A 25,035-nucleotide genomic window follows, 5' to 3' on the forward strand; every position below is an offset into this window, starting at 1 on the left:
AGCGCCCGGCCTCGCGACGTGCTTACGGGTTGAGCGTGACGCTGTAGGCGCTCATCGCTTCGCCGATGGGCTGGAAGTAGGAGCTTCCGCCGCCCTTGCCGGAGGTGATGCCGAGGCCGACGCTGCCGGAGAACAGGCAGCCGCCCGAGTCACCGGGGTTGACCAGCGCGTTGGTCTGGATCAGCTGGTGCACCGAGCCTTCGGCGTAGTTCACCGTGACGTTGAGCCGCTGCACCGAACCAGAAGTGAGGCGGGTAGTGCTGCCGCTCTTGCTGATCCGCTGGCCGACGGTGGCGGAACCGGCGGAGGCGATCCGCTGGGTGGAACCGTTCCACAGGGTGACGGCGCCGGGCGCGCTGCCGGTGGTGTTGCGGATCAGGCCGTAGTCGTTGGTCGGGAAGCTGGCGCCCTGCGACGGTCCGACGTTCCACTGCGACACCGCGCGGGTGCAGTGGCCGGCGTCGAGGATGTAGTTCTGGCCGCCGCGGTTGGTGTTGAACCCGACCGAGCAGCGGGTGCCGCCACCGGTGATGGCCTCGCCGTTGTAGATCGCGGTGTGCATCTCGCCGGTGGTCCGCTCCACCCGGACCCGGTCACCGAGCGCTTCGGCGGCCTTCACGAGGGCTTCGGTACCCTTCGCCGCGTCGGAGAGGGTCAGCACTACCTGGTTGGTCTTCGGGTCGAGACCGATCGACGTATGCGCGACGGCGGGCAACGCCTGCAAGGCGTTCTGTGCCCCCGCCAGTGCCGCGCTGGAGTGCTTGACCACGCGGGCCTGGGCTCCGGCCGCGGTCACCTGGTCCGCGGCGGCCTGGTCGAGCACGTTGACCACCGGCTTGGCGGCGTCGTCGACGTAGCCGTCGGCGGCACGGGCGCCGAGCGACGCGGTGACCTTCTGCAGTGTTTCGACACTGGCCGTCTGCGTCCGGAGGAACTCGACGGCGGCCGCCGTGCTGATCCCGGCTTCCGAGGCGAGGGACGTCACGGCTTCGTGCTGCACCGTCGGGGAGTAGCCCGCGATGGTGGTGGCGGTGGCCGTGGACGGGGCGAGGAAGCCGATGACCGCGGCCGCGGCCACCAGTGTCGTGGCGGTACGGGCTAAGGGGTTTGTGCGCATACCGGTGACTCACTTTCGCGAGGGGACATCCAGCGCGAGGGGTGGTGCACTGGACACGGTGGGTAGCCGGGTGCGGCCAAGGCGACCCGGCACCGGTGATCCGGTGCCGATCATGGTGATCCGCCGCTCCGGTGGCGGATACCGACTTTCGTTGGACAGGAAGAAAAATAGGTATCGCGAAAGGGGGCTACCGACGTATACGCGCACAGTAAACGCGGCGGCAGGTCGTGAGTGTTCTGGGTCGTCAGGGCCAACGGTGTTCCAGGTACCCGCGGCGGCGCGGTCGTGGGTATGTCGTGAAGGGGCCCTTTGAGACGATGAAGGTCTCAAAGGGCGCCTTCACGACGTAAGAGTTCGACGCCGGGCCCATCGGAAGCGCTGAAGAAGCCGCCCGCTCACCCGATCTCTCGTACTTCAGAGCCCTGCACCTCACGACCCGTCGATGACGAGGTGTTTCGCGAAGCGCTCTCCGATGAGCCGGTGTGTGGCCGCGTCCGGGTGGAGGGCGTCGGGCAACGGCAGCTCGGCATGGTCGGCCTCGCCGTACAGTTCCAGGCCGTCGACGTAGCGCAGGTGCGGATCGGTCGTGCTCCGCTCCTTGACGATCCGGGCGAGTTCCCCGCGGATCACGGTGAGCGTCAGCTTCCCCGCGGCGGTTTCCGCGGGGTCCCCGGTGGCCCTGAATCGCACTTTTCCTTCCCGTAGGCCATCGGGGTCGAACTGGCCGGGTCCAGGGGTGTGCTCGTGGATGGGGCAATGGATCGGCGAGACGACCAGCAACGGCGTGCGGGGATGCCCTTCCCGGATGGTGTCGAGGAAACCGTGCACCGCCGGGCCGAACGCGCGCAGCCGCATCAGGTCGGCGTTGACGACGTTGATGCCGATCTTGACGCTGATCAGATCCGCGGCCGTGTCCCGCATGGCGCGGGCGGTGAACGGGTCGAGCAGCGCGCTGCCGCCGAAGCCCAGATTGACCAGCTCCACACCGGCGAGCACCGCGGCCGTGGCGGGCCAGATCCCGGTCGGGGTGGCCGCGTTGGAGCCTTGGCTGATGGAACTGCCGTGGTGCAGCCAGACCTTGCCGCCGCTCGACGGTACATTGTGGACGGACGCGTCGGTGCGCAGGGCGACCAGTCGGGTCGTTTCGTTATGCGGCAGCCAGATTTCGACGTCCTTCACGTCGGCGGGCAGGCCGGTGAAGCGCAGGGTGCGCACAGGTCCGGGCTGGTGAGTTCTGGCGCCGGTGACCATGTCGACGCTGATCGTGTCGCCCTCGGTCACACTCGCCTGTCCCGCGAGCCTGCCGTCGACGAGTAGTTCGTAGACGCCGTCGGGCCGGGGTGGCACGCCGACGAGGAACCGTTTGGTGGCGATGACGTCCAGTTCGACGAGCGTGGCCGCGGTGCGGAAGGCGAGCCGCACGCCAGACGGCTGCGATTCGGCCATGGCCAGCTGATCGTCGGGGATCTGCTGCCTGGCGCGCGCGGGCAGCCGGTGGGGGACCACGCCGCGTTCGGTGGACTCGAGGTCGAGCGCGCCGCGGACGAGGTCGGCGGTGATCGGGATCGTGAGCATTCTTCCGTTCATTTCGTTCGGGGCCAGCCGCGCAGCAGGACGTCGAGCGCGTCGAGGATCTCGGTCCAGCTCTCCTGCGAGCCGGGGGTGCTGTGGCTGAAGCCTCCGGCGGCCTCCAGGCCGACGTAGCCGCTGAAAACGCTGCCCAGGAGCCGGACCGCGTGCGTCTGATGCGGCTCGGCGAGGTCGTAGCCGCGCAGGATCGCCCGCATCAGTTCGGCGTGCCGGACGCCGGCGCTGGTGGCCGCCTGCTCCGGGGCGAGCCGGAACCTCGCGGCGGTGAACCTGCCGGGATGTTCGAGGGCGTAGTCGCGGTGGACGTTCGCCAAGGCGACCAGCGCGTCCTTGCCCGCCAGGCCCGCCACCGCGGTGGAGGCGAGGTCGGCGAGTTCGGCCAAGGCCAGCAAGGCGATCTCGGTCTTCAGTTCATGGGCGTTCTTCACGTGCGAATACAGGCTCGCCGTCTTGACGCCGCACCGTTTCGCGAGCTCTGTCGGCGTCACGAGTTCGAAGCCGATCTCGTCGGCCATGTCCGCGCCCGCCCGGACCACGCGTTCCGTGGTCAGTCCCGCTCTTGCCATGCCGACGACTCTACCATAGTCCATTTGGGATTTGCCTAAGAGGCTTAGGAAGCAAAACTTGGGTTCGGTAGCGCCCGGTCCGACGGAGGCTGGGCGCTACCGAACGGAGGTGAGCGTGATGAACACAGTGGACCCGGCTCGTGCCCGGTACGAGCGCATCGAGCGCCTGCGAGGTGACCGCCGCCTGCTCGTGGGCGCGATCCTGGCCTCCGCGGTCACCCTGGTCTGCGGCTTCGTGACCGGACACGGATTCGGCGCGCTCCTCGAACAGTTCCGGACGATGGCGATCGACAGCGTCTTCGACGACCGCGGCGACGGCGAGCCGCCGTATGGCTCGATCTGGGGGACTTTCGGCCTCCTCGGTTGTCTCGCCGCGGGCAACCTCGCGCGAGCCGCGATGCGGCGCTACCAAGGACGGCGGTCGGGGCCGGCGTTCCCGGTCGTACTGGCTTTCGCGGCCAGTACGCTCGGCCTCTGGGAATCGTCACGAGGATGGCTTCCGCCGCTCGCCGTCGGCACCGCGGTCGACCCCGTCTTCCACACGGACGAAAAGTGGGGGTTCTGGGCGTGGCTGATGTACTACGCCGACCTGTGGATGCCGGCGTTCCTGCTCCTCCTGACGTTGCTGGCCCTGTGGTACGCCGTCCAGGTTTCGCGGCACCAAGCCGAACTGGCGCGCACCAGGGAACGGCTGTTGCGGCACGGCCGCCGGGTGCCGGCCGAGGTCGTCGAAGTGAAGCTGCGCATGGGAGGGGACGAGTCGGGCACCCGGGTCGTCGGCGCGGACGTGACGGTGTCCTTCGTCGATCTCTCGGGCGTCCGGCACTGGGTGACCCGCCGCACCGGCGACACCACGATCGCCGGCGCGGAAGTGCTGTTCGACCCGGCTTCACCCGCCGATGACAAGAAGATCTTCGTGGCGCTGCGGCGCCATCCCGCCCTCAGCGACTGGCTGTCCGCGAACTGAGCTCTGGAGTGTCCATGCCGCTCACCCTTGTCCGCGGATTCCTGACCGGGATCATCAGCGGGACGACCTTGTGCGCGTTCATCGTCGGCGTCGTCATCGAGTACGTCCCGCTGATCATCACGGGAGTCGGACTTCCCGTCGTCTATGGGATTCTGCTCCACCTCGCCGGGGCACCGCGCCGCGCTCGCGAGGCGAAGGTCGTTCCGGTGATCGCGCTCGCCAAGATCGAAAGCCTTCGTGCCGGGGGCACCGAGACGGGGGACATCCCGGTCGACCTCGTCTTCACCGTCGCCCCCGACGGTATGGCCACGTTCCGGCTGAAGGTCGTCCACCACATCAACCTGGTCGACATCCCGAACTACCGGCCGGGCGACGTCCTCGTCGTCCGGTACCTGCCGGACCGGCCGTGGAAGGCGGAGGTCGTGGACCGGCCGCCGCCGTCGTGGGAACGCCGCGCGGCCGAAGCCACGATCGAATCCGCTCCGGAGTCCAGCCTGGTGCAGGAACCGCCGGAGGGCTGCGGGTTCGCCGCGCTCGCCGTCCTCGGGTTCCTGCTCGGCGCGGGGCTCGTGCTGTTCCTGTTCCGCGCCGAGCTGTTCGCGCCGGAAACGCCTGCCCGGACGGAAGAAACCCAGTCCGGCGTGACCACGTCCTCCTCGGGATCCGCGACCGTCGACGTCGACAGATCCTTGCTGGGCGAAGGGGAGTTGCGCCGGGCGATCGACTCACTGGCGCAGGCGACGGACGTTTCGCAGGTGATCACCGTGGTCGTCGAGGACCGGCGGCTGACCGTGGTCTTCGCGCCGTCGGGCGCCCAGGTGCCGCGGTTCGACCTCCGCGCACTGGAGGTCGACCGCGTCCCTGCCCTGGTACGGCGGGCGAAGGCGACCGTCGAAGTCGGGGAACCGCAGACGTGGCAGGTCACGACCGTCCCGTTCGGCACCGCTGTGAGCACCCGGGTGATCGTGACCGGACCCGACGGCAGCGGCTCACTCGCCGACGGTGGCTGAAGCCGTTCCGTGCTTTCCCGGCGCGGCGCTGCCGGAGTACTCGCCGAGATCGGAGATCAGCGCGGTCAGCTCGGCGTCGTCGTCGTAGCGGCGCTGGTGCAGTTCGGCGATCTTCGTGCCCATCTCCGGGTCCGGATCGTCGGTGACGTCGAAGGAGGCGAACTTGTCGACCAGCGGAAGTCCGACCCGGTCGGTGTTCCGGTGCGCCGGGTGGATGAGGTACTCCCAGTAGCCTTCGAGGTCTTCGAGCACGAAGACGGCGCCCCATTCGTACTCGCCGCCGAAATCACGGCCGACGACGAAGGACTTCACCGACGGGATGACCCGGCCTTGATTGCGAAGGCTCTCCAGTGCTTCTTCGATCTGCTCGGGGGCGGCGTCGGGCCGCAGGGTGAAACGGTTGCCGTGGTAGATCATCGTTTTTCCTTTCCGTTGTTCCGGTTCGTGAGAAGAGCGGCGAGTGCCGCTCCGGCTGCCATGGCGATACCGGTCCAGGTGAAGGCGTCGGAGATGCCGATGCCCTGGACGAGTGGCTGGACGACGAGCGGGGACAGGAACTGCCCCAGGAAGATCCCGGTCACCAGGCCGCTGAGGACCCGGCCGCGCTGCGCGGGGTGGGCGACCTCGGCCAGGCGCAGGTTGAGGTTCGGGACGACGAGGCCGACCCCGAGCCCGCCGACGAGCAGCCCCGCCACCACTTGGGCGACGGTGCCCGCCGTGCCGATCACCAGCCAGCCCGCGCCCATGAGCGCGACGCTGAACGTGGTGATCGCCGTGGAGCTCAGCCGTTCGCGCAGGCGAGGGAATGCCAGCGCACCGGCGACGCCGGTCACCGTGCTCCCGGCGACCACGGCGCCGATGACGGCGGGGCCGCTGCCGAATCCTTCCAGCAGGAACGGCAACTGCGTCGGCGCCATGTAGAAGGCCAGCGTCACCACCAACGCGAGGACGTAGACGCCGAGGACGCGGGCGGGCAGCCGGGTCCGCTCGCTTTCACTGACCGCGGGGCTGCTTCGGGCCGGTTCGCTCAGGGAGACGATCGCGAAGAGGGCCACGATCGCCGAGGCCGAATAGATCCAGAACGGTGCCTTCCAGTCCACTGTGGCCAGCAACCCCGCCAGAGGCAGGAAGACGACGCCGCCCAGACTCGCGAACGCCTGCTGCAACCCGAGGAACGAGGCACGCCGATCGCCGGAGTACCAGTCGGTGATCAGGGTGCTGACCGCCGTCATGATCGCGCCGACGGCGAGTCCGAGTCCAGCCCGGGTGGCCAGCAACAGGGGAAGGTCGCTCACGAAGAAGCCGGCCGTGCCGGAGATCGCGTAGAGCCCAAGGCCTGCCAACAGCAGCGGACGGCGTCCCACGCGGTCGGCGACGATCCCGGACAGGGGCGCGCTGCTCGCGATCGCGAGCGAGGTCACGGTCAGCGCCAGCCGTACGAGCAGATCGGAGCCGGGCGTTCCGGCGAAGACCTCGCGCATCGCGGGCAGGCTGGGCGCGATGATCGCCGCGGCCATGATGGTCAGCGGCGCCGCGGCGAGCACGGTGCCGCGCGCCAGGCGCGTCGGCGTCAGGGCGTCCGCTCGGTTCGTCATTCCACCAATCTCGCAGCGGGAGGCCGGGGTTCGCGTCGGTGAAAATCGCCTAGGCGCGCCCGAAGTCGGTAGCGTGCGGGCATGACCGCCGAGATCTTGCCCGCCATCTCCGGAGAGATCCTCACCGGAGAAGCGGACCTTTCCGTCGCGAGCAGCGACTGGGGAAACCTCGTCCACACCAGGCCGGGCCTGGTGGTGAGGCCGGCTTCGGTGACCGACGTGGCCGTGGTGCTCAGGTTCGCCGCCGCGCGCGGCCGCTCGGTGCCCGCCCGCGGTGCCGGGCATTCGCCGTACGGCCAGGGACAGGTCGAGGGCGGCATCCTGCTGGACATGACCTCGCTGCCGCCGCGCAGGGTGGTCACCGGTGATCTGGTGTCGGTGGATGCGGGCGCCCGCTGGCGGGAAGTGCTGGAGACGACGTTGCCGTACGGGCTGGTGCCTCCGGTACTCACCGACTATCTCGAGCTGACCGTCGGCGGCACCCTGGTGGTCGGCGGGATCGGCGGCGCCGCCCACCACCACGGCACGCAGACCGACAGCGTGGTGGAACTGGAAGTGGTCACCGGCGCCGGCGAGGTGCTGACCTGCTCCCGCGACAGCGACAAGGACCTGTTCGACGCCGTCCTCGGTGGCCTCGGGCAATGCGGGGTGATCACTCGCGCGACCCTGCGCCTGATCCCGGCCCCGGCGCGGGCCCGGCGGTGGAAGCTCTACTACGACTCCCTTCCGGCGTTCCTGGCGGATCAGCGCACCGTCGTCCGCGATGGTCGTTTCGACTACGTGGAAGGCCAGCTGATTCCCGTCGACGACGGCTGGCGGTACATGCTGGAGGCGGTCGCCTACTACACGCCGCCCGACGCGCCGGACGAGGACGCGTTGCTGGGCTCGCTCGACTTCGGCGAGTCCGAAGACGAGGACACGACGTATTTCGACTTCCTGAACCGGATGGCCGACGGCGAGGCTGCCTTACGTGCGGAGGGAAGCTGGTTCCATCCCCACCCATGGCTGAACCTGTTCCTCCCCGACGACACGGTCGAGCACTTCGTGGCCGAAACCCTCGCCGCCACCGGCGAACCCGAACTGGGTGCCACGGGACTGCTCCTGCTCTATCCGGTGCGGAACGACCGGTTGAAGACGCCGTTGTTCAGTGTGCCCCCGGGTGAGCTCTCCTGGCTGTTCTGCCCGCTGCGCGCCGGTTCCCCCGACGACCCGCTGCACAACGCGCGTTTGCTGGAGCTCAACGTGGACCTCTACCGGAAGGCACGGGGCCTGGGCGGTAAGGCATACCCGACCAACGCGCTGCCGATGTCCACAGAGGACTGGCGCGCGCACTTCGGCCCCGCTTGGCCGAAGCTCGCCGAGGCGAAGGCCCGGTACGCGCCGGGAAACCTGCTCAATCCGGGACAGCGGCTCCGGTCGCCTTGAGGACCGCGGCCACGACCGGACATCCCGGACACTGGTAGAAATGTCCGATGCGGGATTTCTTCAAGGGTTTCCGGATGTTCGGGCAAGGCCTGGGCATCCTTCTGCGGTCGCCGAGACTGCTGCTGATCGGCGCGCTGCCCGCGTTGCTGACCACGCTGTTGCTGATCGGCGGTGTCGTCGCGCTGGCGTTCTGGATCGATGATCTCTCGCTGCTGCTCACCCCGTTCGCCGACGACTGGTCGCCGGGCTGGCAGACGACGATCCGGGTGGCGGTCGGCGTCGCGGTGTTCGGGGTCGCGCTGGCCATCGCGATGATCGGGTTCACGGCGATCACCCTCGCCGTCGGCGGGCCGTTCTACGAGCACATCGCGGAGAAGGTCGAGGACGACCTCGGTGGCGTGCCCGGCGCGGTGGACCTCTCGTGGGGGCGGTTGCTGGTGCTGGGCCTGAAAGACGGTCTCGCTCTCGTGCTCCGTTCGCTGATGTTCACGATCCCGCTGCTGATCGCGGGCTTCATCCCCGTGGTGGGGCAGACGGTCGTGCCGGTCCTGCTGGCTTTGGTGACGGCGTGGTTCCTGGCGCTGGAACTGATCGCCGTGCCGTTCTACCGGCGGGGGATGGGTTTGAAGCAGCGTCGGCCGCTGCTGCGCCGTCACCGCGCGCTCGCCCTCGGGCTGGGGCTTCCCGTGTCGCTGCTGTGCCTGATCCCGTTCGCCGCGCTGATCGTGATGCCGGTGGGCTTCGTCGGTGGTGTGCTCGTCGCCCGCGAGGTCCTCGCGGCGGACGCGGCCGATCAGCTTCACCGCGTGGCGTGAGCTTCTCGAAGGATACCGAGGAGGACATCGACCGGCTCCGCGCCGGAGATGGCGAAAGCGCGGTCGACGACGAAGAACGGCACCCCCTTCGCACCTAGGCGTCTCGCTTCGAGGGCGTCTTCCCGGACGGCGTCCGCGTAGTCGTCTCCGGCCAGGACCAGACGCGTCTCGTCGGCGTCCAAGCCGATCTCGGTCGCCAGGCGGACGAGGGTTTCGGTGTCGTCGAGGACTTCGCCCTCCGCCAGTAGGGCGTGCATCAGCCGTTCATGGGCATCCGGCCCCAGTCCGTGCGGTCGCGCGAATTGCGCGACACGATGGGCGTCGAACGTGTTGCAGAGGAAGGCGCTGTCGAAGTCGTAGGTCAGGCCTTCCGCCGCCGCGGGTTCGGTGACCCTGCCGACCAGCGAGCGGACATCGGCGAGTGTTCTGCCCGTCTGTTCCATGAGGGCTCCGTAGAGCGGCCGAGCGGCACCGCGCGGATAGTGCGGGGCCAGCTGGAAACTCCTCCAGACGACCTCGACGTCGTCGCTGTGCTCGAACAACTCGATGGCCTTCTCCAAGCGGCGTTTACCCAAGTAGCACCACGGGCAACCGACATCGGACCAGACTTCGACGCGCACGTTCGCCTCCAAGGGAACTCTGTGGTGAAGATGATCTGGATCGTGAATGATCTGCCGCTAGCATGGGCAGGGTGACAGGTTCGGAGATCGGCGCGCTCCCGCAAGGGCTGGACGACAACCTCGGCTGGCTCCTCGGGCAGGTGTGCCGGGCACACGGATCCGTTCTGGAGCGTGCGGTCTCCGATATCCCGCACGGTCTGCGTGGCTTCCAGGCTCTGTGCGGCGCGGTGCACGGGAGCGCGCGGAATCAGGCGCAGCTGGGCAGGCAGCTGGACATCGACCGCACCGTGATGGTGTACCTGGTCGACGACCTGGTGGCCGCCGGCTTGGTGGAACGCGCGGTGGATCCGGACGACAGGCGGAACAAACTGATCCAGGGGACCGAGGCCGGGCGGAAACTGCTGGAAACGACCAAGGCCGCGATCATGGAAGCGGAGGCCGAGGTGCTGGCGCCGTTGCCGGGAAAGGATCAGGACCGGTTCCGCGAGATGCTGCGAGCCGTCGTCGCGCACAACCTGCTCGCCGCAAGTGGTGGCTGAAAGAGAAAGTTCACGCACGTGAGAGTTCCTCGCGTGCAGGGATGACGACGAGCGCGCTGAAAAGGGCCAGCACGACGAAGGCCGCGCTGCCCGAGTAGGCAAGCCTGAAACCGGAGGTGAGAGCTTCCCGCTGCCCCAGGACGGTTTCGGCCGGTGACGCGGTGCGGGAAGCGGCGACCGCCGCCAGTACGGCGGTGCCCATCGCCGAACCGATCTGCAGGGTCGTGTTCACCAGGCCCGACGCGACCCCGGTGTTTTCCGGTGACCCTGCCGACATCGCGGTACCGATGACGGCTGGTACCGCGATGCCCATCCCGATTCCGGCCAGGAGAAGCGGTGGGAGCACGTCAGTGAAGTAAGCGCCGTCGACAGGGACCGTGGTCAGCAGCGCCAGCCCTGTCGCCGCGACGAGGAGTCCCGTGGTCAATATCGGGCGGGTGCCGAACCGGCCGATCAGCCGTGGCCCGAGCCAGAGTGCGACGAGGGCGTTCATGACCGGCGTCGGCAGGAAAGCGAATCCGGTGGTGAGTGCGTCGAGCGCGAGAACCCGCTGTAGGTAAAGGGCGGTGAGGAACTGGAACCCCATCATGCCGGCCACCATGAGAAGCATGACGATGTTCCCGCCGGTCACCGCGCGGGAACGGAACAGGCCCAGTGGCATCAGCGGAACGGGTGCTTTCGTCTGGCGAACGAGGAATCCGGTCAGGAGGAACACCGCGAGCGCGAGCAGGAGCCAGCGCCGGACAGGCTGACCGCTGTCGACGATGACATAGACCAGCAGCATCACGCCGGATGTCGCCAGCACCGCACCGAACGCGTCGATGCCTGCCCGCAGGCCGGCGCCGCGGTCTCGTTCGATGGCCGCGAACGTGGCCAGGACGACGACGAGGCCGATCGGCACGTTCACCAGCATGGTCCAGTGCCAGCCGAGGCCCTGCGTGAGCACACCTCCCAGGATCATGCCGAGTGATGCCCCGCCCGCCTGCACGAAACCGAAGAGTCCGAGCGCCTTGCCCTGTTCGGGTTGACCGGGGAAGAGCGTGACGATCATGCCGAGCACGACCGACGTGGTGAGTGCTCCGCCGACGCCCTGCAAACAGCGGAAGGCGATGAGTGTCGCCTGGTCGCCCGCCGAACCGCAGAGCAGGGACGCGACGGTGAAGACGCTCAAGCCGATCAGGAACACCCGACGCCTGCCGATCAGGTCACCGAGCCTGCCCGAGAACAGGAGCAGCCCGCCGAAGGGGACGAGATAGGCGTTCACGATCCAAGTCGAATTCGTTTGCGTGAAGCCGAGATCGGTCTGGATGGACGGCAGTGCCACCACCACGATCGTGCCGTCGAGCACCACCATCAGCGACGCCAGGCACAGCACGACGAGTGCGTGCCACCGCGACCGGCCGCTCGTACCGCGATCTTCGAACATCGGCCGGTTCCCCCTCGAAGCATTAATCTGTGAACCAGATCATCTGTTAAACAGATTATCGCGAGGCGGGTGATATTGCCAAGGGCCCAGCAGGTCGATGTCTGTGTCAGATGACGCAGACACGGCGGCTCCCCGGCGCCATCGTTGGCGGACACTGAGGGGAGCTTCCGATGAAGAGAGCACTGTTCCTGGCCGCCGCCATACCGATCGCAGCCCTGCTGACGACCGGACCGGCGGTCGCCGACGAGGGAATCGTGTCCGGGGTGGTCAAAGCCGCGGGCTCCGGAGAGCCGATCGCCGGCGCGTGCGTGACACTATTCGATCTCGACCTGAAAGAGACGGGCTCGGGGTGCGCGGGTACGGACGGCCGCTACGAGATCACCGGCGTCGTTCCCGGCAAGTACAAGGCACGCGCGACCGCCGCCGGATACGCCGAGCTTTGGGCGTACAACAAGGGAAGCGCGCTCGCCGCGGAAGTGCTGGACCTGCCGCACGGACTGGACTTCGGGTTGCGGCAAGGCACGGCCACCGTCCGCGGCCGGATCACCGATCAGGGAAAGCCCGCCGCGGGAGCGTCGGTGAGCCTCACCGACCAGAACCAGCGGTGGTGGTCGACGGTGCTCACCGCGGCGGACGGCACGTACTCGTTCAGCGGCGTGAAAGCCGACACCTACACGATGGCGATCACCTATGGGGATCGCACGCAATGGATCCGGCAGAAGGCGAGCTTCCCGGAGGCGGAGACCTTCGCCGTCGCCGATGATCAGGTCGCCGTCGTCGACGAGGCCATCGCACCGTACGGGAAGCTCCGAGTGGTCGCGACGGACGAGAAGACCGGCGCGCCCGTCGCGGGTGCGTGCTCGCAGGTCGAACAAGGGCATCCGCCGCAGCTGCGGAAATGCGCCGGCGCGGACGGCGTCATGCTCTACGAGGACATGCCGCCGTTCGGTTACTACACGCTGAGCGTCTGGGGACCGGATGGTTCCTACCAACCGGTGAACTGGGAGCGTGTTCACCTGGCTCCCGGAGAAACCACCGAAATCCGGGCGTCGATGAAACCCGCCGCGTCGATCGTGACCACCGTGCGGGACGCGAAGACCAAAGCACCGCTGGCGCGGGTCTGCGTCGACACCTACGCCCTTCCGGTCGTCGGTGTCCTCGACGCCGACTATCTGTACCACTGCAGTGACGAGAGCGGGAAACTGGTGATCGGGCCGATCGAGCCCGGCGCGTACAAGCTGCTGGTCAAGTCGCTGGACGAGCGTTACGGCATGCAGTGGGCAGGGACGGACGGCGGCACCGGTGACGTCGGGCAGGCCCGCACGGTCACCGCCGAACTCGGCAAGGTGGTCACGACGCCGGACATCAAGATGGATCCCGCCGGGACGATCACCGGCAAGGTAACCGATCGCGCCACGGCGGCCGCGCTGGGCGGCGTCTGCGTCTACCCGTACGCGGTCGATCCCCGGATCGGCTTCCGCTTCGACGTGAACTGCAGCCGGAACGACGGCACCTACACGATCAAGGGCCTCGGACCGTACAAGTGGCCGCTCGAGTTCGCCTCGTCCCGAGGCGACTACGCGTGGGAGTGGTCGGGAGGAGCCGCGGACCGGTTCGCCGCCCGTCCGGTGCGGGTGCGGCCCGGCGCGACGATGACCGAGAACGCCGCGCTCGTGCCGAACGGCTCGGTCACCGGACGGATCCTCGGTTCGGACGGCAAGCCGACCTTCGGGTACGTGTACACCTACAACGCGCGCACCGGAGACATCGTCGACTGGACCACGCCGGACTCGAACGGGCAGTACACCGTCAACGGCCTCACCACGGAGAAGGTCAAGATCAGGTACTACACCAATACCGAATGCTGGTACCGCGAAGCGGCCGATTTCGCTTCCGCCACACCGATTCCGGTCACCGCCGGGCAGACCACCGGCGGAGTGGACCTCGGCCCCTGCCGCCGCTGAGGGGTGTGATCGCGCGTGAAGGCCTCCTTCCCTCGGCTCAGCCGAGGGAAGGAGGCCTTCACGCGTAACGGCGTCCTAGCCGATGGGCTCGATCCAGATGTTGCGGAACCGCGGATTCTCACCGGGATCCCCGTGATCCTGGAGGCGGATCGCGCCCGGTCCGGCGTTCTCCGGGTTGTTGTCGCCCGTGCCGCCGTCGATCGCCACGTCGTTGTGGACCACGACACCGTTCCAGACCACGGTCACGCGGGCGTTGTCGGTCTTGTTCCCGGCACCGTCGAACCGTGCGGCCCGGAAGGTGACGTCGTAGGTCTGCCAGGTCCCGGGGGCCGTCGCCATGTTCCGGTCGGGCGCCCGCTTCGAGTAGATCGAGCCCGCTTCGTTGTTGGCGAGCGTGGTGTCCCCGAACGATTCCAGTACCTGGAGTTCGTAGCGTTCCTGGAGGTAGACCCCGCTGTTGCCCCTGGCCTGTCCGGTGACCTCGGGCGGATAGTTCGGCTCGTTCCACTCCACGTGCAGCCGGAAATCGCCGAACTGCTGTTTCGTGCGGATGTCCCCGCCGTTCGACTCCATCGCGCCACCCGAGACCGGCCACGTCGCGGCGCCGCCCGCGCGTTTCTCCCAGGCGTCCAGGTCGGTGCCCTTGAACAACTGGATGCGCTGGGACTCGGTGACGGTGAGGCTGTCGAGGTTGACGTTGCCCGCGTCGCCCGTGTCGTAGCGATAGGAGATCGTGTTCGCTCCGGCTTTCAGGTTCAGCGTTTCCGGCTGGGTGTTCCAGGTGTCCCAGTTTCCGGTACTGGCGAGCCTGACCTGTTTCACCTTGGCGCCGTTGACGTAGACGGTCACGGATTTGGTGCCGGGAGCCGGATCCGGGCCGTTGGAGTAGCGCAGTGCCGCGTTGTAGGCACCCGTCTTCGGCGCGTTGACGGTGAACGTCGTCGCGGCGCCCTGGTTCCAGTAGCCGTCGACGAAACCGGTGCCCGTGTAGCCCGCGTGGTTCGTGTTCGTCCCGGCGCCACCGCTGAGCGCGGCCCGCTCCGCCTCATAGGTCGTGCTCGCCGGCGTGCCGCCGACCAGCGAGTTGAGCGTGTACCACGCCTCGGTGCTCCACAGCGCCGCACCGGACTCCGCGGCGAACGGACGCGGCGACCGCACGTGGACCACGTGCCCGGCCTTCAGCCCCGCCATCTGCAGCGTGACCTTCTTGCGGTCGGCAGAAAGGCTCGCGGAGGTGACGGACAGCGTCGTCTCGTCGATCTTGGGCCCGCCGTACGCCGGGGTGGGCTGGTAGCGCCACTGCTGCGCCTGGTACTTCGCCGCCAGGTTCTGCGCGGTCTCGGCCGACAGCGGCTGGGTGTACTCGAGCTCGAATCCGCCCGCGACCGCCCGCATCGCCTTGATGTCGAAGGCGTTCGTGCCGTTGGGTGTCACCTTCTGCAGGCCGTAGGCGAGCTTGCCGGGCTGGCCCCAGTTGCCTCCGCCGTCGATGCCGCCGGTGTAGATCGCGCCGTCGGGACCGAGGCTGATCCGGCTGACGCCCGACTCCAGTCCTTGCGTCATGCGGAAAACGGCGCCCTGGTACTCGCCGTTGACCTTCTCCAGGAAGGCACGCTGGAGCCCGCCGTAGGTCACGTCGCCGTACACCATCTGCCCGGCGAAGGGGCCCTGCGACAACATGACCATGTTGCTCGGCGAGTTCGCGATCTCGTTGTGCGGCAACCACAACACCGGCGCGGTCACCGGTTTCGAGTCGAACGGGCCCGAGGGATTGGTGTAGTGGTTGAAGAAGCGGTCCTGCTTGACCCGCACGAGCTTGTTCGCCGGCAGCCAGCCGCCCTGGTTGTCGGTGACGAACACGTCGCCTTCGGGGCCCCAGCCGATGCCGTGTGGCGTGCGTAGCCCACCGGCGATGTAGGAGACCTGCCCGGTCGCCTTGTTGACCTTGATCGTGGTGCCGCGGTTCGGCGCGGGCTGCGGGTCGGTCGTGGCGCCGCCGTAGTTGATGGACACGGAAAGGTTGGCGTAGAAGAAGCCGTCCTTGTACAGCAGGCCGAAGGCGAACTCGTGGAAGTTGCCGCCGAACGGCCAGGTGGCGACGGTACGGTAGTCGTCGGTCACGCCGTCGCCGTTGGTGTCGTTCAGTTCGACGAGCCGCGTCTTCTCCGACACGTACAGCTTGCCGTCGACGTACTTGACGCCCATGGGTTCCTTGAGCCCGCTGGCGACGCGCTGGGTCCGGACCTTGCTCGGGTCGGTGTTCCCGCTGACGTTGCTCAGCAGGTGGACCTCGCCGAGGACCTTGTCGGATCCGCCCCAGGTGGCGATCGCGAGCCGCCCGTCCGGCAGCCAGTCCATGCCGGTGACCTGCGGCTGGAAACCGTCGGGACGCAGGTTCGTCAGCGTGAAACCGGGGTGGACGCCGTTGAGTGGCAGGCCGTCACCTGGCGAGTCCGCGGCGCCCTCGCATTCCTTGCGTCCCGGCGCGGTCACCCGGACGACGTCGGCGTCGGTGCTGAGCACCGAAGTCGGCACGAGCGCGAAGTCGGCCGCGCCCGGCGGCCGCCATTCGAGGGTGACCTGCTGGTCGTGGAGGTTGTCGAAATGGTCGATCCGCAGCGCGTGGTACCCCGTGCCCAGCTGGACCGAGCCGGTCGCCGGGGTCGCCCCGTGCAGACCGTCGTGGTTGATCACCGTCTGGCCGTCGATCCGGAGCCGCGACCCGTCGTCGCTCGTGAGCCGGAATTCGTACTGGCCGGCGGAAGCGATGTTGATGTTGCCGATGACCTCGGAGACGAACTGTTCACCGAGCCCGAAGTCGGCCGTGGTGGTCCAGTCGATCGTCGGCATCAGCTTGTCGACGTTCGGCGTCTGGCCGGATTTGATCGTGCAGAGCTTGGTGATCTCGCGCTGGAGGTCGTACGTGCGGAGCGTGACTCCCGGTTGCTGGGGTGGGATGGCCGCTTCGGCCGGGGCTGTCACCAGCCCGGACACTGCCGTGACCAGCGCCAAGGAAGCGACGATGGACCGGTTGAAGCGCTTGCGGACAGACGGAAGCATCGTCGCTCCTCGGGTCGGCGGCGGAGCACCTCTGTGACGACGCTGAACCTAAGAGGACTTTCGGTCGAAGTCAACGAAAGTATGTACAGAACGGACGAAAGTTAGACCGAACGGTCTCCTCGGGAGGCACACGCACTTGAAAGTGCCTTTTGTAAGCCCGTTCTCACTCACCCATGATGGGGTTACGCACTACTAGTGAGGTGAGGAAATTGCTCGAGCGGGCGGCACGATCCGACGGGTCGCGGGTCGTCATCGAGGTGTGGGCCGACCTGGGCTGCCCTTGGTGTTACGTCGGAAAGCACCGGCTCCGGGCCGCGATCTCGCGGCGTCCGGACCCGGAACGGTTCGAGATCCTGATGCGATCCTTCGAGCTGGACCCGGACGCGCCGCAGGAGCCGGAGAAGAACGAGGAGAGCTTCATCCGGACCCACGGCGGCACCGCCGCCCACGTCTTCGAGGCGGAGCGCCGGATGCAAGCCATGGCTCGCGAGGAGGGGCTCGAATACTCTCTGGATCGCTTGAACACCAACACGTTCGGCTTGCACCGCGTGGTGCAGTACGCCAACGATCAAGGCCGCGGGTTCGAGTTCTTCTCCGACGTACAGGACGGCTTCTTCGCGGGCACCCTCGCTCCCTACGACCCGGACGCTCTGGCAGGCGTCGCGGAGTCGGCCGGGCTGGACGGGCGGCGAGTACGCGAGATCCTCACGGGCGACGAGTACGCCGACCGTGTGCGCGCCGACCGCCGCGAGGGTGTGGAGCTGGGCGCGACCGGTGTCCCGTTCGTCGTCTTCGACCGCCGGGTGGCCGCTCCAGGCGCACAGAAGGCCGACGTCTATGCCCGGTTGCTGGAGCAGGTGGCCGGGCCCGTGCCGAGTGAGCGCGTGTCATGACCAAGTCGATTTGCCCGGCGTTACGAAGCGCCGGCCACGGCCTTCGCCCGGCCGACTCCGGTCAGCTCGCTGGCTGCCCGGTTGCCGGCGATCTCGCTGTGGTGGGTGGCGGCCCACTCGGCCATCGCCGTCACCGCGTCGATCAGCGACCGGCCTAGGTCCGTCAGGTCGTACTCCACCCGCGGCGGGACTTCGGCGTACGCGGTCCGGGTGATGAGGCCGTCGCGCTCGAGATGCTTGAGCGTCTGGGTCAGCATCCGCTGGGAGATCCCGGGGATGCTCGCCTGCAAGGCGGAGTAGCGCAGCGAGCCGGCGCGCAGGGTGCCGATGGTCAGCACCGTCCACTTGTCTCCGATGCGGTCGAGCACCTCGCGGATGAAGGCACTGTCCTCCGGCCATGCCCGGCACGGACCGACGATCTGCCGCGCTGACGCCATCTCGATCACCTCATCATCCGGATGCAACCGCACTACCAGTATGTAGTGCCCCCTGGGCGACCACGCACTCACACCATTCTGAAATGTCCATTCGATCCGAGGGAAATGATCACCTTGAACGCATACGACACCATCGTGGTCGGCGCGGGTCCGGTCGGGCTGTGGACGGCGGCGGAGCTGGCCCTGGGCGGCGGGCGACCGCTGGTCCTGGAGCGGGCCGAGCAGCGCAGCCCGCACTCGAAGGCGCTGGCCATCCACCCCCGCACCATCGAGGTACTGGCGATGCGCGGGCAGGAAGAGGCCTTCCTCGACGGCGGGCTGCCCGTGCCGGACGGGCATTTCGGCATGCTGCCCGCCCGCCTGGACTTCCGCGGGCTGGCCACGCCGTTCCCGTTCATGCTCGCGCACCCGCAGCTGCGCACCGAAGAACTGCTCGAACAGCACGCCATGGCACTCGGGGTGGTGATCCGGCGCGGGCACCGGGTGTCCGGGCTGAGCCAGGACGACCAGGGCGTGACGTTGCGGGTCAGCGGTCCGGACGGCGACTACGAGATCACCGCGGGCCACGTGGTCGGTGCGGACGGCGCGGGCAGCTCCGTGCGCCAGGCGGCGGGCATCGACTTCCCCGGCACCGACTCGACCGTCTTCGGCTTCCTCGGCGACGTCGAGCTGGCCGACCCGCCCGAGCGGCCGGGTTTCTGGCACAACGAACACGGCGCGCTGATCGTGGCCCCGATGCCCGACGGGCGCTGCCGCGTCACCGGGTACGCCCCGTCCGCGCCCACCCTGACCCTCGAATCCCTGCGGGAGACGACGAAACGGATCGCGGGCACGGACTTCGGCATGCACTCCCCGGTGTGGCTGTCCCGCTTCGGCAACGCCACCCGGCTCGCGGCGGAGTACCGCAAGGGCCGGGTGTTTCTGGCTGGCGACGCCGCGCACATGCATTTCCCGGCGGGCGGTGTCGGGCTGAACGTGGGCCTGCAGGACGCGATGAATCTTGGCTGGAAGCTCGCCGCGGTCCAGCAGGGCCGGGCGGCCCCGGCCCTGCTGGACACCTACCACCCGGAACGCCACCCCGTCGGTGCGGCCCTGGGCGAACACACCAAGGCCCAGACCGCCCTGATCACCGCCACCACCGAGGAAGGGCTGTCCTTGCGCCGGTTCATGGCGGATCTGCTGCGTACTCATCCCGACGTGGCGACCACGCTGGCCAACACGCTGACCGCGCTGGACGTGCGCTATCCGGGCACGCATCCCCTGGCAGGCAGGCGCCTCCCGGCCACCCGCGAGCAGCTGCACCTGCTGCGCGAGGGCCGCCCTGTGCTGCTGGCCCAGGAAGCCGGCCCGGCGTTGAAGGACCTGGCCACGAGCGCGGACCTCCGGCTTTACGAGTCCGAGCTGCCCTGGCCCACGGCCGCCGTGCTGATCCGCCCGGACGGGCACGTATGGGCCGCGGGGGACACTCCTGAGCAGTTGGCGGACGCCATGGCGGAGCTGCACCTGGCCTGACGAAAGCGGCGGAAGCCCCACGGCGAGCCTGCCCGGCTCGGATAGAGTTGCGGCCGGAGCGTGGGGAGGGCGAGTGACGACGGGATCGGGCGAGTCCCGGCTGCGGTCGGCCGTCCTCGCGCGGGCATGGGCGAGCATCCCCGGTGTGGAGGTCCTGTCGTCGGCCGACGGCGGTCCGCTGACCCGGACGATCAAGAAGATCATCGACCCGCTGGTGATCCGCACCGCGGCGCGCCCCCGGCTCGGCCGTCCCGTGCTGGACACGGTCACGGCGGCCGAGTTGACGGAAACGCTGCTGGCCGACGCGGACAGGCTGCGCGCGACGGCCGCGTGGTTCACCCACCTCAAGCGGCAGCGCCGCGCCCTGCGCATCACGGCGGGCAACGTCCAGGACGTGTGCTTCCCGCTGGCGTACGAATTGGCGACGGGGTTCGGGTCACCGGGGCCGGACGCGGGGGAGACGGCCGCGGCGGCGTTGCGGGACCTGCACGGTGAGGGCAGCGCGGTGGGCGTCGATCAGCTCACCGCGTACCTCGCGGATCCGCGGCACTCGGCCGGGCTGACCGCGGAACTTCGGCGCCGCTGGCACGCCGAAACCGCCGTACCGCAGGACATCGCCGCGCTCCGGGCGTTCGTCGACGGGCTTTCGGACTCCGCTTGGCGTGCTCTCACCGATTCGGCCGCCGGGCACGCTCTCGGGCTGATGCTGCGGCAGCCGGGCGGAGCCCGCGGCTTGAGCGAAGTCGTCCAAGGGATTTCAGGGCTGCGCGCACCGGATCTCGGTCTGCAGCGCGGGGATCGCACCGCCGTCCCGCCGCTGAGCCGGAGCGACGAAACCGGCACCGAACTCCTGGAACGCAGTGTCGAACGGCGGGTACGCGCGACCCTGCGCCGTATTCCGCCGGACGAGCGGGCTTCCGTCGAAGACCTCGTCGACGACGAACTCACCAGGGTCGCCGCCGGATTCGGGCTCGGTCTTCCCGCGCTGGCCGCGTGTTTCGCGCTCGGTGTGGTCCTCGCGCCCGCGTTGCGGCCACTCGACGGCGCGGCTCCCGCCGGTGTTCCCGAATTCGCGCGGCAGCTCAACGCGCAAGTCGCCCGGGAGGGTTACGTCCTGCACGCTCGTCGAGCCCTGGCCGGTGCCACGCCGCTCACTCCGCGGCCCGACGCCGAACTCCTGCGCGATCTTCGCGAGTTCGCCAAACACTTCCTCGGCAGGCTGTGGGTCCGGCTGCACGGTTTCGACGTCCGCGGTGACCTGCCCGCCGATGCCGCCGACGTACGCGACCTTGTTACCGGCGTGGTCCGTTCCACCTCGCTGGATCTGCGGACGAAGGTGCGGCGCGCGCTCATGGCGCGTCTGCCGGATCTGGAGGCCGTGTCGTGACGCATCCGGTGCACACACCCGTCATCGCGGCCGACGGAGCGCTCATCCGCTTCGCCCTGGCGGATCTCCTCGCCGGCCGGACCGCCACGATGCACATCGAACTCACCGACGCCGGGGCGGCCGAACTGTGGCTGACCCGGCTCGTCGGCGCGGAGGCCACTCTCGCCGCACTCGGCCGAGGCCAAGCGGAAGTCGCCGCCGTCCCGGAACTCGGCAGGCTCGCCTTGCTGCTGTGGCTCCGTCGCTGGTGGCCCGCCGGCCCGTCGCTCGGGATTCCTTCGCTGGACCCGGCGTTGCTGGATCTCGAAACGGCGGTCGCGACGGCCGACGTCGAGAGTCTGGCCGAAGGTCTTCTCGACGGGTTCGAAGCTTCCCCGGCCGAACTGTTCGACGCGGCGATCGCGGACGGCGCCCTCCTGGCGGCGGCCCCGCCGGTCGCGGAGGAGGTCCGGGGACTGTGCGCCCGGCTCGCCGCCTGGTTCGACGACGAGGACGACGTCGTGCGCGCCGAGGCCGCGGCGGAAATGTCGGCGCGGCTGGAAACGGTGACGCCCGGCCAACGTGCGTACGCGCTGGCCGCGGGACTCGATCCGCTCGCACCCGGCGAAGGGGTGCTGGCGAGCGGACGCGCGAGCGTCGACTGGACCCGGGTGCCGTCCGGGATCCTGGACGCCGGCGAGGACACGGTGACCTGGCGGATCGTCGCCGCCGCGGCCGCCACCAGGCTCGAAGTCGTCGTCGCGGGCGCGTTCGCCGACGCGGCCGTCACCGCGTTCGCGAGTCACACGGGCGAGCCGTTCGCGGAGGTGCCGCTGGAGCTGGGCGCCGGGCGGTTCTCCGGCACGGCGGATCTGGGCGAGAACGCGACCAGGCTCGCGGCTGTCGACAGTGGACAGATCGCCCTCGTCGTCGGCGTGGCGGACGAGGGCGTCGCCGGGACCACGGTGGAAGACCGGGCGGAGGTGGTCGCGCTCGTGCGGGCACGCCCGCCGGAGGCCAGGACGCTCGCCGAACGGGCGGCGGCCGCTTCCGCCGATGAGGAGTTCTGACGTGCTCGTCGGCATGCCACCGCCCCGGAATCCGCCGGACCGGCCGCTCCCGCCCGAACTGAGTCCGGCCACTTCGCACGGTTACAACTGTCGTTGTGTCGCGCGGCATTTCGGCCTCGATCCGGCACCGTACGGAGAACTGCCGGCGTGCTCGCTGTCCGAACGCCAGTATCGGAAGCTGCTCGTCGACGCGGCCAAACTCCAGGACAAGGCCAAACGGCTCGCCGTCACCCGGGACGTCGCCGGCGCGCACCGCACGTACGGGAAGATGCGGGAGATCGCGCAACGGCTGGACCGGACGGATCTGGACCTCGCCGCGGTCAGCGATCTGGCCACCGTCTGCTATTCCGCGGGCGACCTGCGCAACGCGAGACAATGCGCCGAGGCCGTGCTTCAAGCCTTCAGGGTGAGCACCGCCGCCATCGTCCACTTCGGACAGTACGCCGAGGTCCGGATGATCGAAGGCTCCCGGGAGGTCGCCGAACGCGTGCTCATCTCCTTGAGCACGGAGGAAGGGGACGTCGTCAAGGCGCGTGAGCTGATCGCCGGGCAACGGCGCCGGGCGGCGCTGCGCAAGGAAGAGGGCCCGGAACAGTACCCGCCCGAGCTTCTCGACGTGCACGGCGCGGACGAGCTGGAGCTGCGGATCTTCGACGTGCGCGTCCAGATCGCCGCCGGGGACATGGCGGGCGCGCGGGCCGCGATCGAGGAGATCCTGACGGCGTTGGACGCCATCGCGGAGATCGACGAGGTCCGCGAGCAAGTGGTGGCGCTGCAGGCGATGGCGCGCGCCGAACGTGCCCGCGTCCGCCAAGCGGGCGGCGAAGACGCCGACGCGCGCGCGGATCTGCTGCGGCTGAGCGCCCAGCACGAAGGCCGTCCCTTGGCCGCCAGGGCGAGCATCGAGCTGGCTGCCGATCGGGCCTTCGGCGGCGACCTCCCCGGAGCGGTCGCCGCGATCGTCGCCGCCCGTGACGAACTCGCGGACGCCGGCCTGAACGGCGATGTCGCGGAGGCGAGCCACGCGCTGGGCACCCTGCTGCTGTTGGCGGGTGATGCCGCGCAGGCCAGGGAACAGTTCGAGCACGCGGGAAAGATCTGGACGGCCAACGCCGACGTCCCGGGCCTGCGGCGGCTCGACGTGGCGCTGGCCCGTTGCGCCGTGGCCGGAGGCGACTGGGCGACGGCGGGGGAGCACGTGACCCGCGCCCGGGAGTCGGCGCGGACGTCGGGGGACTGGTCGGACCGCCTGCACACGGATTTCGTGGCGGCCACGATCGGCTTCGCCCACGGCGAGGACCTGCGCTCGGTGCTGGATGTGCTGCTCCCGCTGGCCCTCGCGGCGGCGGAATACCGGTTCGAGTTCACCTCGCCGCAGGCACGCACGGCCTGGGCCCGTGACGTCGCCGGTCCGGCGACGGAAATGCTGATGGCGCTGCTGGCCAGGCTCCAGGAGCCTAGGTTGGCGGCGGAACTGATCGAGCGCACCTGCGCCGTCGGGGCGTACACGGGCGTCGAGGGCCGTTCGCTGGACCTCACCGGCGCGCTGCCCACCCTCGAAGTCGGCCCGATCGCCGAGGGACTTCCGTTGGCGGCACTGGGTTCCGTCACGTCGTCGCTTCCGCTGCGGCTCGCCCCGTCGCCCGCGCTGCGCTGGTCGCCGTCGTCGCCCATGGAGCTGGACCCGTGGCTCCGCCTCGCCGCCGAGCGATATCGACTTCCCCGTCCGGTCGCCGAAACCGTCGAGACCTGGCCTGCCGCGAAGCCCGGACGCGAGACTTTCCTGCTGCGCTACGCCGACGCCGGCCACACCTTCCTCACCTGGCGGACCACCGAGGACCTCGACACCGTCCACACCCATCCCATCGAATTCGCCCTGGTCGCGACCGCTCGCCAGTTCCTGGACGCCGCTTCCCCCACACCACGCGAAGGCGAGAGCGTGGCCGACGCCGTCCGTCGCTCGCTCGGTGAAGACGCGTTCGGCAGCTTCGAAGGCGAACAACGCCTTGCCCGCGTCCTCGCCCTCAATCTCCTGCCGGCAGACCTCGTCGAGCGGCTCCGGCGTGCCGCCGCCGGCGGAGCCCGCCCGCTCCTGCGGATCCAGCCTTCCCCGAGCCTCGCCGGTGTCCCGTGGGGACTGCTCGCCCTGCCCGACAGACGGGCCGATCACGTGCTCGAGATCGACGAGATCGGCGGCTGTTTCGACAGTGACGAGCGCGTTCTCGACGTCGCCGACGTCTCTCTGCTCGCCCCGGCCGCGATCTCACGCCGTCGCCCCGCCGCCGACGGCCCGCCCGTCTACCTGCTCGACCCGCGCATCCCCGGCCAGAGTGCGTTCGGCGAGCTGGGTTCCGTGCTCGGCAAGCAGGACGCGACGTCGCCGCTGATCCGCCATCTGGACGCGCGGCTCGCCGAAGGCCCGGTCCTGCCCGCCGCCGGACGCGGGCTCGATCTGGTCCGCCGCACCGACACCGATCGGCGTCTGCTCGCCGAACTCCTCTCGCGGCCCTGTTCGCGGCTGGTGTTCGTGGGACACGTCAGCCGGGTCCACGACGAGTACGGCGCGCAGACCGCGCTCCATCTGTCCTGTTCGGCCGATCTCCCCGGCACGGCCACCCCGATCGGAACACACCGGCCGTTCACCGCCGCCGACCTCGCACTGTCCGAATTGGACGGTATGCCCGCCAGGGTGGCGCTGATCGGCTGCGCCAGCGCGAGCGATTTCGGCCTGGCCGAACCGTTCGGTGTGCTGCTCGCCGCCGTCGCGGCCGGCGCGGGACTGGTCGCCGCCACGGTCTGGGCCTTGCCGACTTCGGCCGCCGTGCCCGGTTCGGACCCGATGTCCGAACTGGTCATCGCCGTCGACGCCGCGCTCGCCGGCGAGGATCCGGTCACCGAACTGTGCGCCTGGCAGCGGTCACGGCTCGCCCGCTGGCGCGAGAAGCCCGAACCGGCGGGCTCGCCGGTCTTCTGGGCGCCGCTGACCTGCCTCGACGCGACCGACGACGGGAAAACCTGGGTTCGGTAGCAGGCCGGTCCGCCGAAGCTGTGTCCAGCACGAAC

The 25,035-nt window shown here is 69.3% G+C and carries 20 protein-coding genes; 11 read left to right on the forward strand and 9 right to left on the reverse strand.

The features are described from left to right. Window positions 1-22 precede the first annotated feature (22 nt). The 3 genes from DL990_RS29215 to DL990_RS29225 all read right to left on the reverse strand — a co-directional run bounded on the left by DL990_RS29215 (window position 23) and on the right by DL990_RS29225 (window position 3,273). The gene (locus tag DL990_RS29215) at window positions 23-1,117 is read right to left on the reverse strand and encodes a S1 family peptidase (protein WP_125784658.1); all 1,095 of its coding nucleotides are present in this window, start codon (window positions 1,115-1,117) and stop codon (window positions 23-25) included. A 429-nt stretch (window positions 1,118-1,546) separates the two neighbouring features. Then, a complete protein-coding gene (locus tag DL990_RS29220) occupies window positions 1,547-2,692 on the reverse strand; it encodes an SGNH/GDSL hydrolase family protein (RefSeq protein WP_125784656.1) in 1,146 nt (381 codons plus the stop codon). A gap of 8 nt (window positions 2,693-2,700) precedes the next feature. Further along, window positions 2,701-3,273 carry a TetR/AcrR family transcriptional regulator gene (locus tag DL990_RS29225; protein ID WP_125800583.1) on the reverse strand — a complete coding sequence of 191 codons (573 nt, stop codon included), beginning with the start codon at window positions 3,271-3,273 and terminating at the stop codon, window positions 2,701-2,703. A 118-nt stretch (window positions 3,274-3,391) separates the two neighbouring features. Between DL990_RS29225 and DL990_RS29230 the strand changes: the two genes are divergently transcribed. Both DL990_RS29230 and DL990_RS29235 read left to right on the forward strand, forming a co-directional pair. Next, window positions 3,392-4,240, forward strand: coding sequence for a hypothetical protein (locus DL990_RS29230; protein ID WP_125800584.1), 849 nt, complete (start codon window positions 3,392-3,394; stop codon window positions 4,238-4,240). Window positions 4,241-4,254: 14 nt separating this feature from the next. Then, a complete protein-coding gene (locus DL990_RS29235; protein ID WP_125800585.1) occupies window positions 4,255-5,250 on the forward strand; it encodes a DUF3592 domain-containing protein in 996 nt (331 codons plus the stop codon). On the opposite strand, the gene DL990_RS29240 is transcribed toward DL990_RS29235, so the two are convergent. Both DL990_RS29240 and DL990_RS29245 read right to left on the reverse strand, forming a co-directional pair. Further along, window positions 5,230-5,667, reverse strand: coding sequence for a Dabb family protein (locus DL990_RS29240; RefSeq protein WP_125800586.1), 438 nt, complete (start codon window positions 5,665-5,667; stop codon window positions 5,230-5,232). The two genes, DL990_RS29235 and DL990_RS29240, sit on opposite strands and share 21 nt — an antisense overlap. Then, window positions 5,664-6,845, reverse strand: a complete 1,182-nt coding sequence (locus DL990_RS29245; protein ID WP_125800587.1) for an MFS transporter — start codon at window positions 6,843-6,845, stop codon at window positions 5,664-5,666. The genes DL990_RS29240 and DL990_RS29245 overlap by 4 nt, the downstream gene beginning before the upstream one ends. 81 nt (window positions 6,846-6,926) lie before the next feature. Between DL990_RS29245 and DL990_RS29250 the strand changes: the two genes are divergently transcribed. Continuing rightward, window positions 6,927-8,270 carry an FAD-binding protein gene (locus DL990_RS29250; protein ID WP_125800588.1) on the forward strand — a complete coding sequence of 448 codons (1,344 nt, stop codon included), beginning with the start codon at window positions 6,927-6,929 and terminating at the stop codon, window positions 8,268-8,270. Window positions 8,271-8,317: 47 nt separating this feature from the next. Next, window positions 8,318-9,085: an EI24 domain-containing protein gene (locus DL990_RS29255; RefSeq protein ID WP_125800589.1), complete on the forward strand. Its 768-nt coding sequence runs from the start codon at window positions 8,318-8,320 to the stop codon at window positions 9,083-9,085. Here DL990_RS29255 and DL990_RS29260 read toward each other — a convergent pair. Beyond that, complete coding sequence (locus DL990_RS29260) at window positions 9,070-9,705, reverse strand: DsbA family oxidoreductase (RefSeq protein WP_125800590.1); 636 nt, start codon at window positions 9,703-9,705, stop codon at window positions 9,070-9,072. The two genes, DL990_RS29255 and DL990_RS29260, sit on opposite strands and share 16 nt — an antisense overlap. A gap of 62 nt (window positions 9,706-9,767) precedes the next feature. On the opposite strand from DL990_RS29260, the gene DL990_RS29265 reads away from it, so the two are divergent. Then, window positions 9,768-10,244 carry a MarR family winged helix-turn-helix transcriptional regulator gene (locus tag DL990_RS29265; RefSeq protein ID WP_125800591.1) on the forward strand — a complete coding sequence of 159 codons (477 nt, stop codon included), beginning with the start codon at window positions 9,768-9,770 and terminating at the stop codon, window positions 10,242-10,244. 10 nt (window positions 10,245-10,254) lie between these two features. Here DL990_RS29265 and DL990_RS29270 read toward each other — a convergent pair whose 3' ends face one another. After that, window positions 10,255-11,670 (reverse strand): MFS transporter, encoded by a 1,416-nt coding sequence (locus tag DL990_RS29270; RefSeq protein WP_125800592.1) that lies wholly within the window; start codon window positions 11,668-11,670, stop codon window positions 10,255-10,257. A 170-nt stretch (window positions 11,671-11,840) separates the two neighbouring features. Between DL990_RS29270 and DL990_RS29275 the strand changes: the two genes are divergently transcribed. Then, window positions 11,841-13,634, forward strand: a complete 1,794-nt coding sequence (locus DL990_RS29275) for a carboxypeptidase-like regulatory domain-containing protein (protein WP_125800593.1) — start codon at window positions 11,841-11,843, stop codon at window positions 13,632-13,634. Between the two features lie 75 nt (window positions 13,635-13,709). Here the strand turns inward: DL990_RS29275 and DL990_RS29280 are convergent, their stop codons facing one another. Next, on the reverse strand, window positions 13,710-16,694 hold the full coding sequence (locus DL990_RS29280) for a family 16 glycoside hydrolase (RefSeq protein WP_125800594.1): 2,985 nt from the start codon (window positions 16,692-16,694) through the stop codon (window positions 13,710-13,712). 200 nt (window positions 16,695-16,894) lie between these two features. Between DL990_RS29280 and DL990_RS29285 the strand changes: the two genes are divergently transcribed. Beyond that, complete coding sequence (locus tag DL990_RS29285; RefSeq protein ID WP_233620611.1) at window positions 16,895-17,587, forward strand: DsbA family protein; 693 nt, start codon at window positions 16,895-16,897, stop codon at window positions 17,585-17,587. Window positions 17,588-17,607: 20 nt separating this feature from the next. Here the strand turns inward: DL990_RS29285 and DL990_RS29290 are convergent, their stop codons facing one another. After that, window positions 17,608-18,024 (reverse strand): helix-turn-helix domain-containing protein, encoded by a 417-nt coding sequence (locus tag DL990_RS29290; RefSeq protein ID WP_125784626.1) that lies wholly within the window; start codon window positions 18,022-18,024, stop codon window positions 17,608-17,610. Between the two features lie 105 nt (window positions 18,025-18,129). Between DL990_RS29290 and DL990_RS29295 the strand changes: the two genes are divergently transcribed. From DL990_RS29295 to DL990_RS29310, 4 genes are all read left to right on the forward strand, one after another. Beyond that, entirely contained in the window at window positions 18,130-19,536 is a 1,407-nt protein-coding gene (locus DL990_RS29295; RefSeq protein WP_125784624.1) for an FAD-dependent monooxygenase, read from the forward strand. Window positions 19,537-19,609: 73 nt separating this feature from the next. Next, window positions 19,610-20,923, forward strand: a complete 1,314-nt coding sequence (locus DL990_RS29300; protein ID WP_125800596.1) for a hypothetical protein — start codon at window positions 19,610-19,612, stop codon at window positions 20,921-20,923. Beyond that, window positions 20,920-21,972, forward strand: coding sequence for a hypothetical protein (locus DL990_RS29305; protein ID WP_125800597.1), 1,053 nt, complete (start codon window positions 20,920-20,922; stop codon window positions 21,970-21,972). Before DL990_RS29300 ends, DL990_RS29305 begins: the two co-directional genes overlap by 4 nt. Continuing rightward, entirely contained in the window at window positions 21,959-25,000 is a 3,042-nt protein-coding gene (locus DL990_RS29310) for a hypothetical protein (RefSeq protein ID WP_233620612.1), read from the forward strand. The genes DL990_RS29305 and DL990_RS29310 overlap by 14 nt, the downstream gene beginning before the upstream one ends. Window positions 25,001-25,035: the final 35 nt, after the last annotated feature.

It is taken from the genome of Amycolatopsis sp. WAC 01416, from assembly GCF_003947485.1.
Taxonomy (GTDB): Bacteria; Actinomycetota; Actinomycetes; order Mycobacteriales; family Pseudonocardiaceae; genus Amycolatopsis.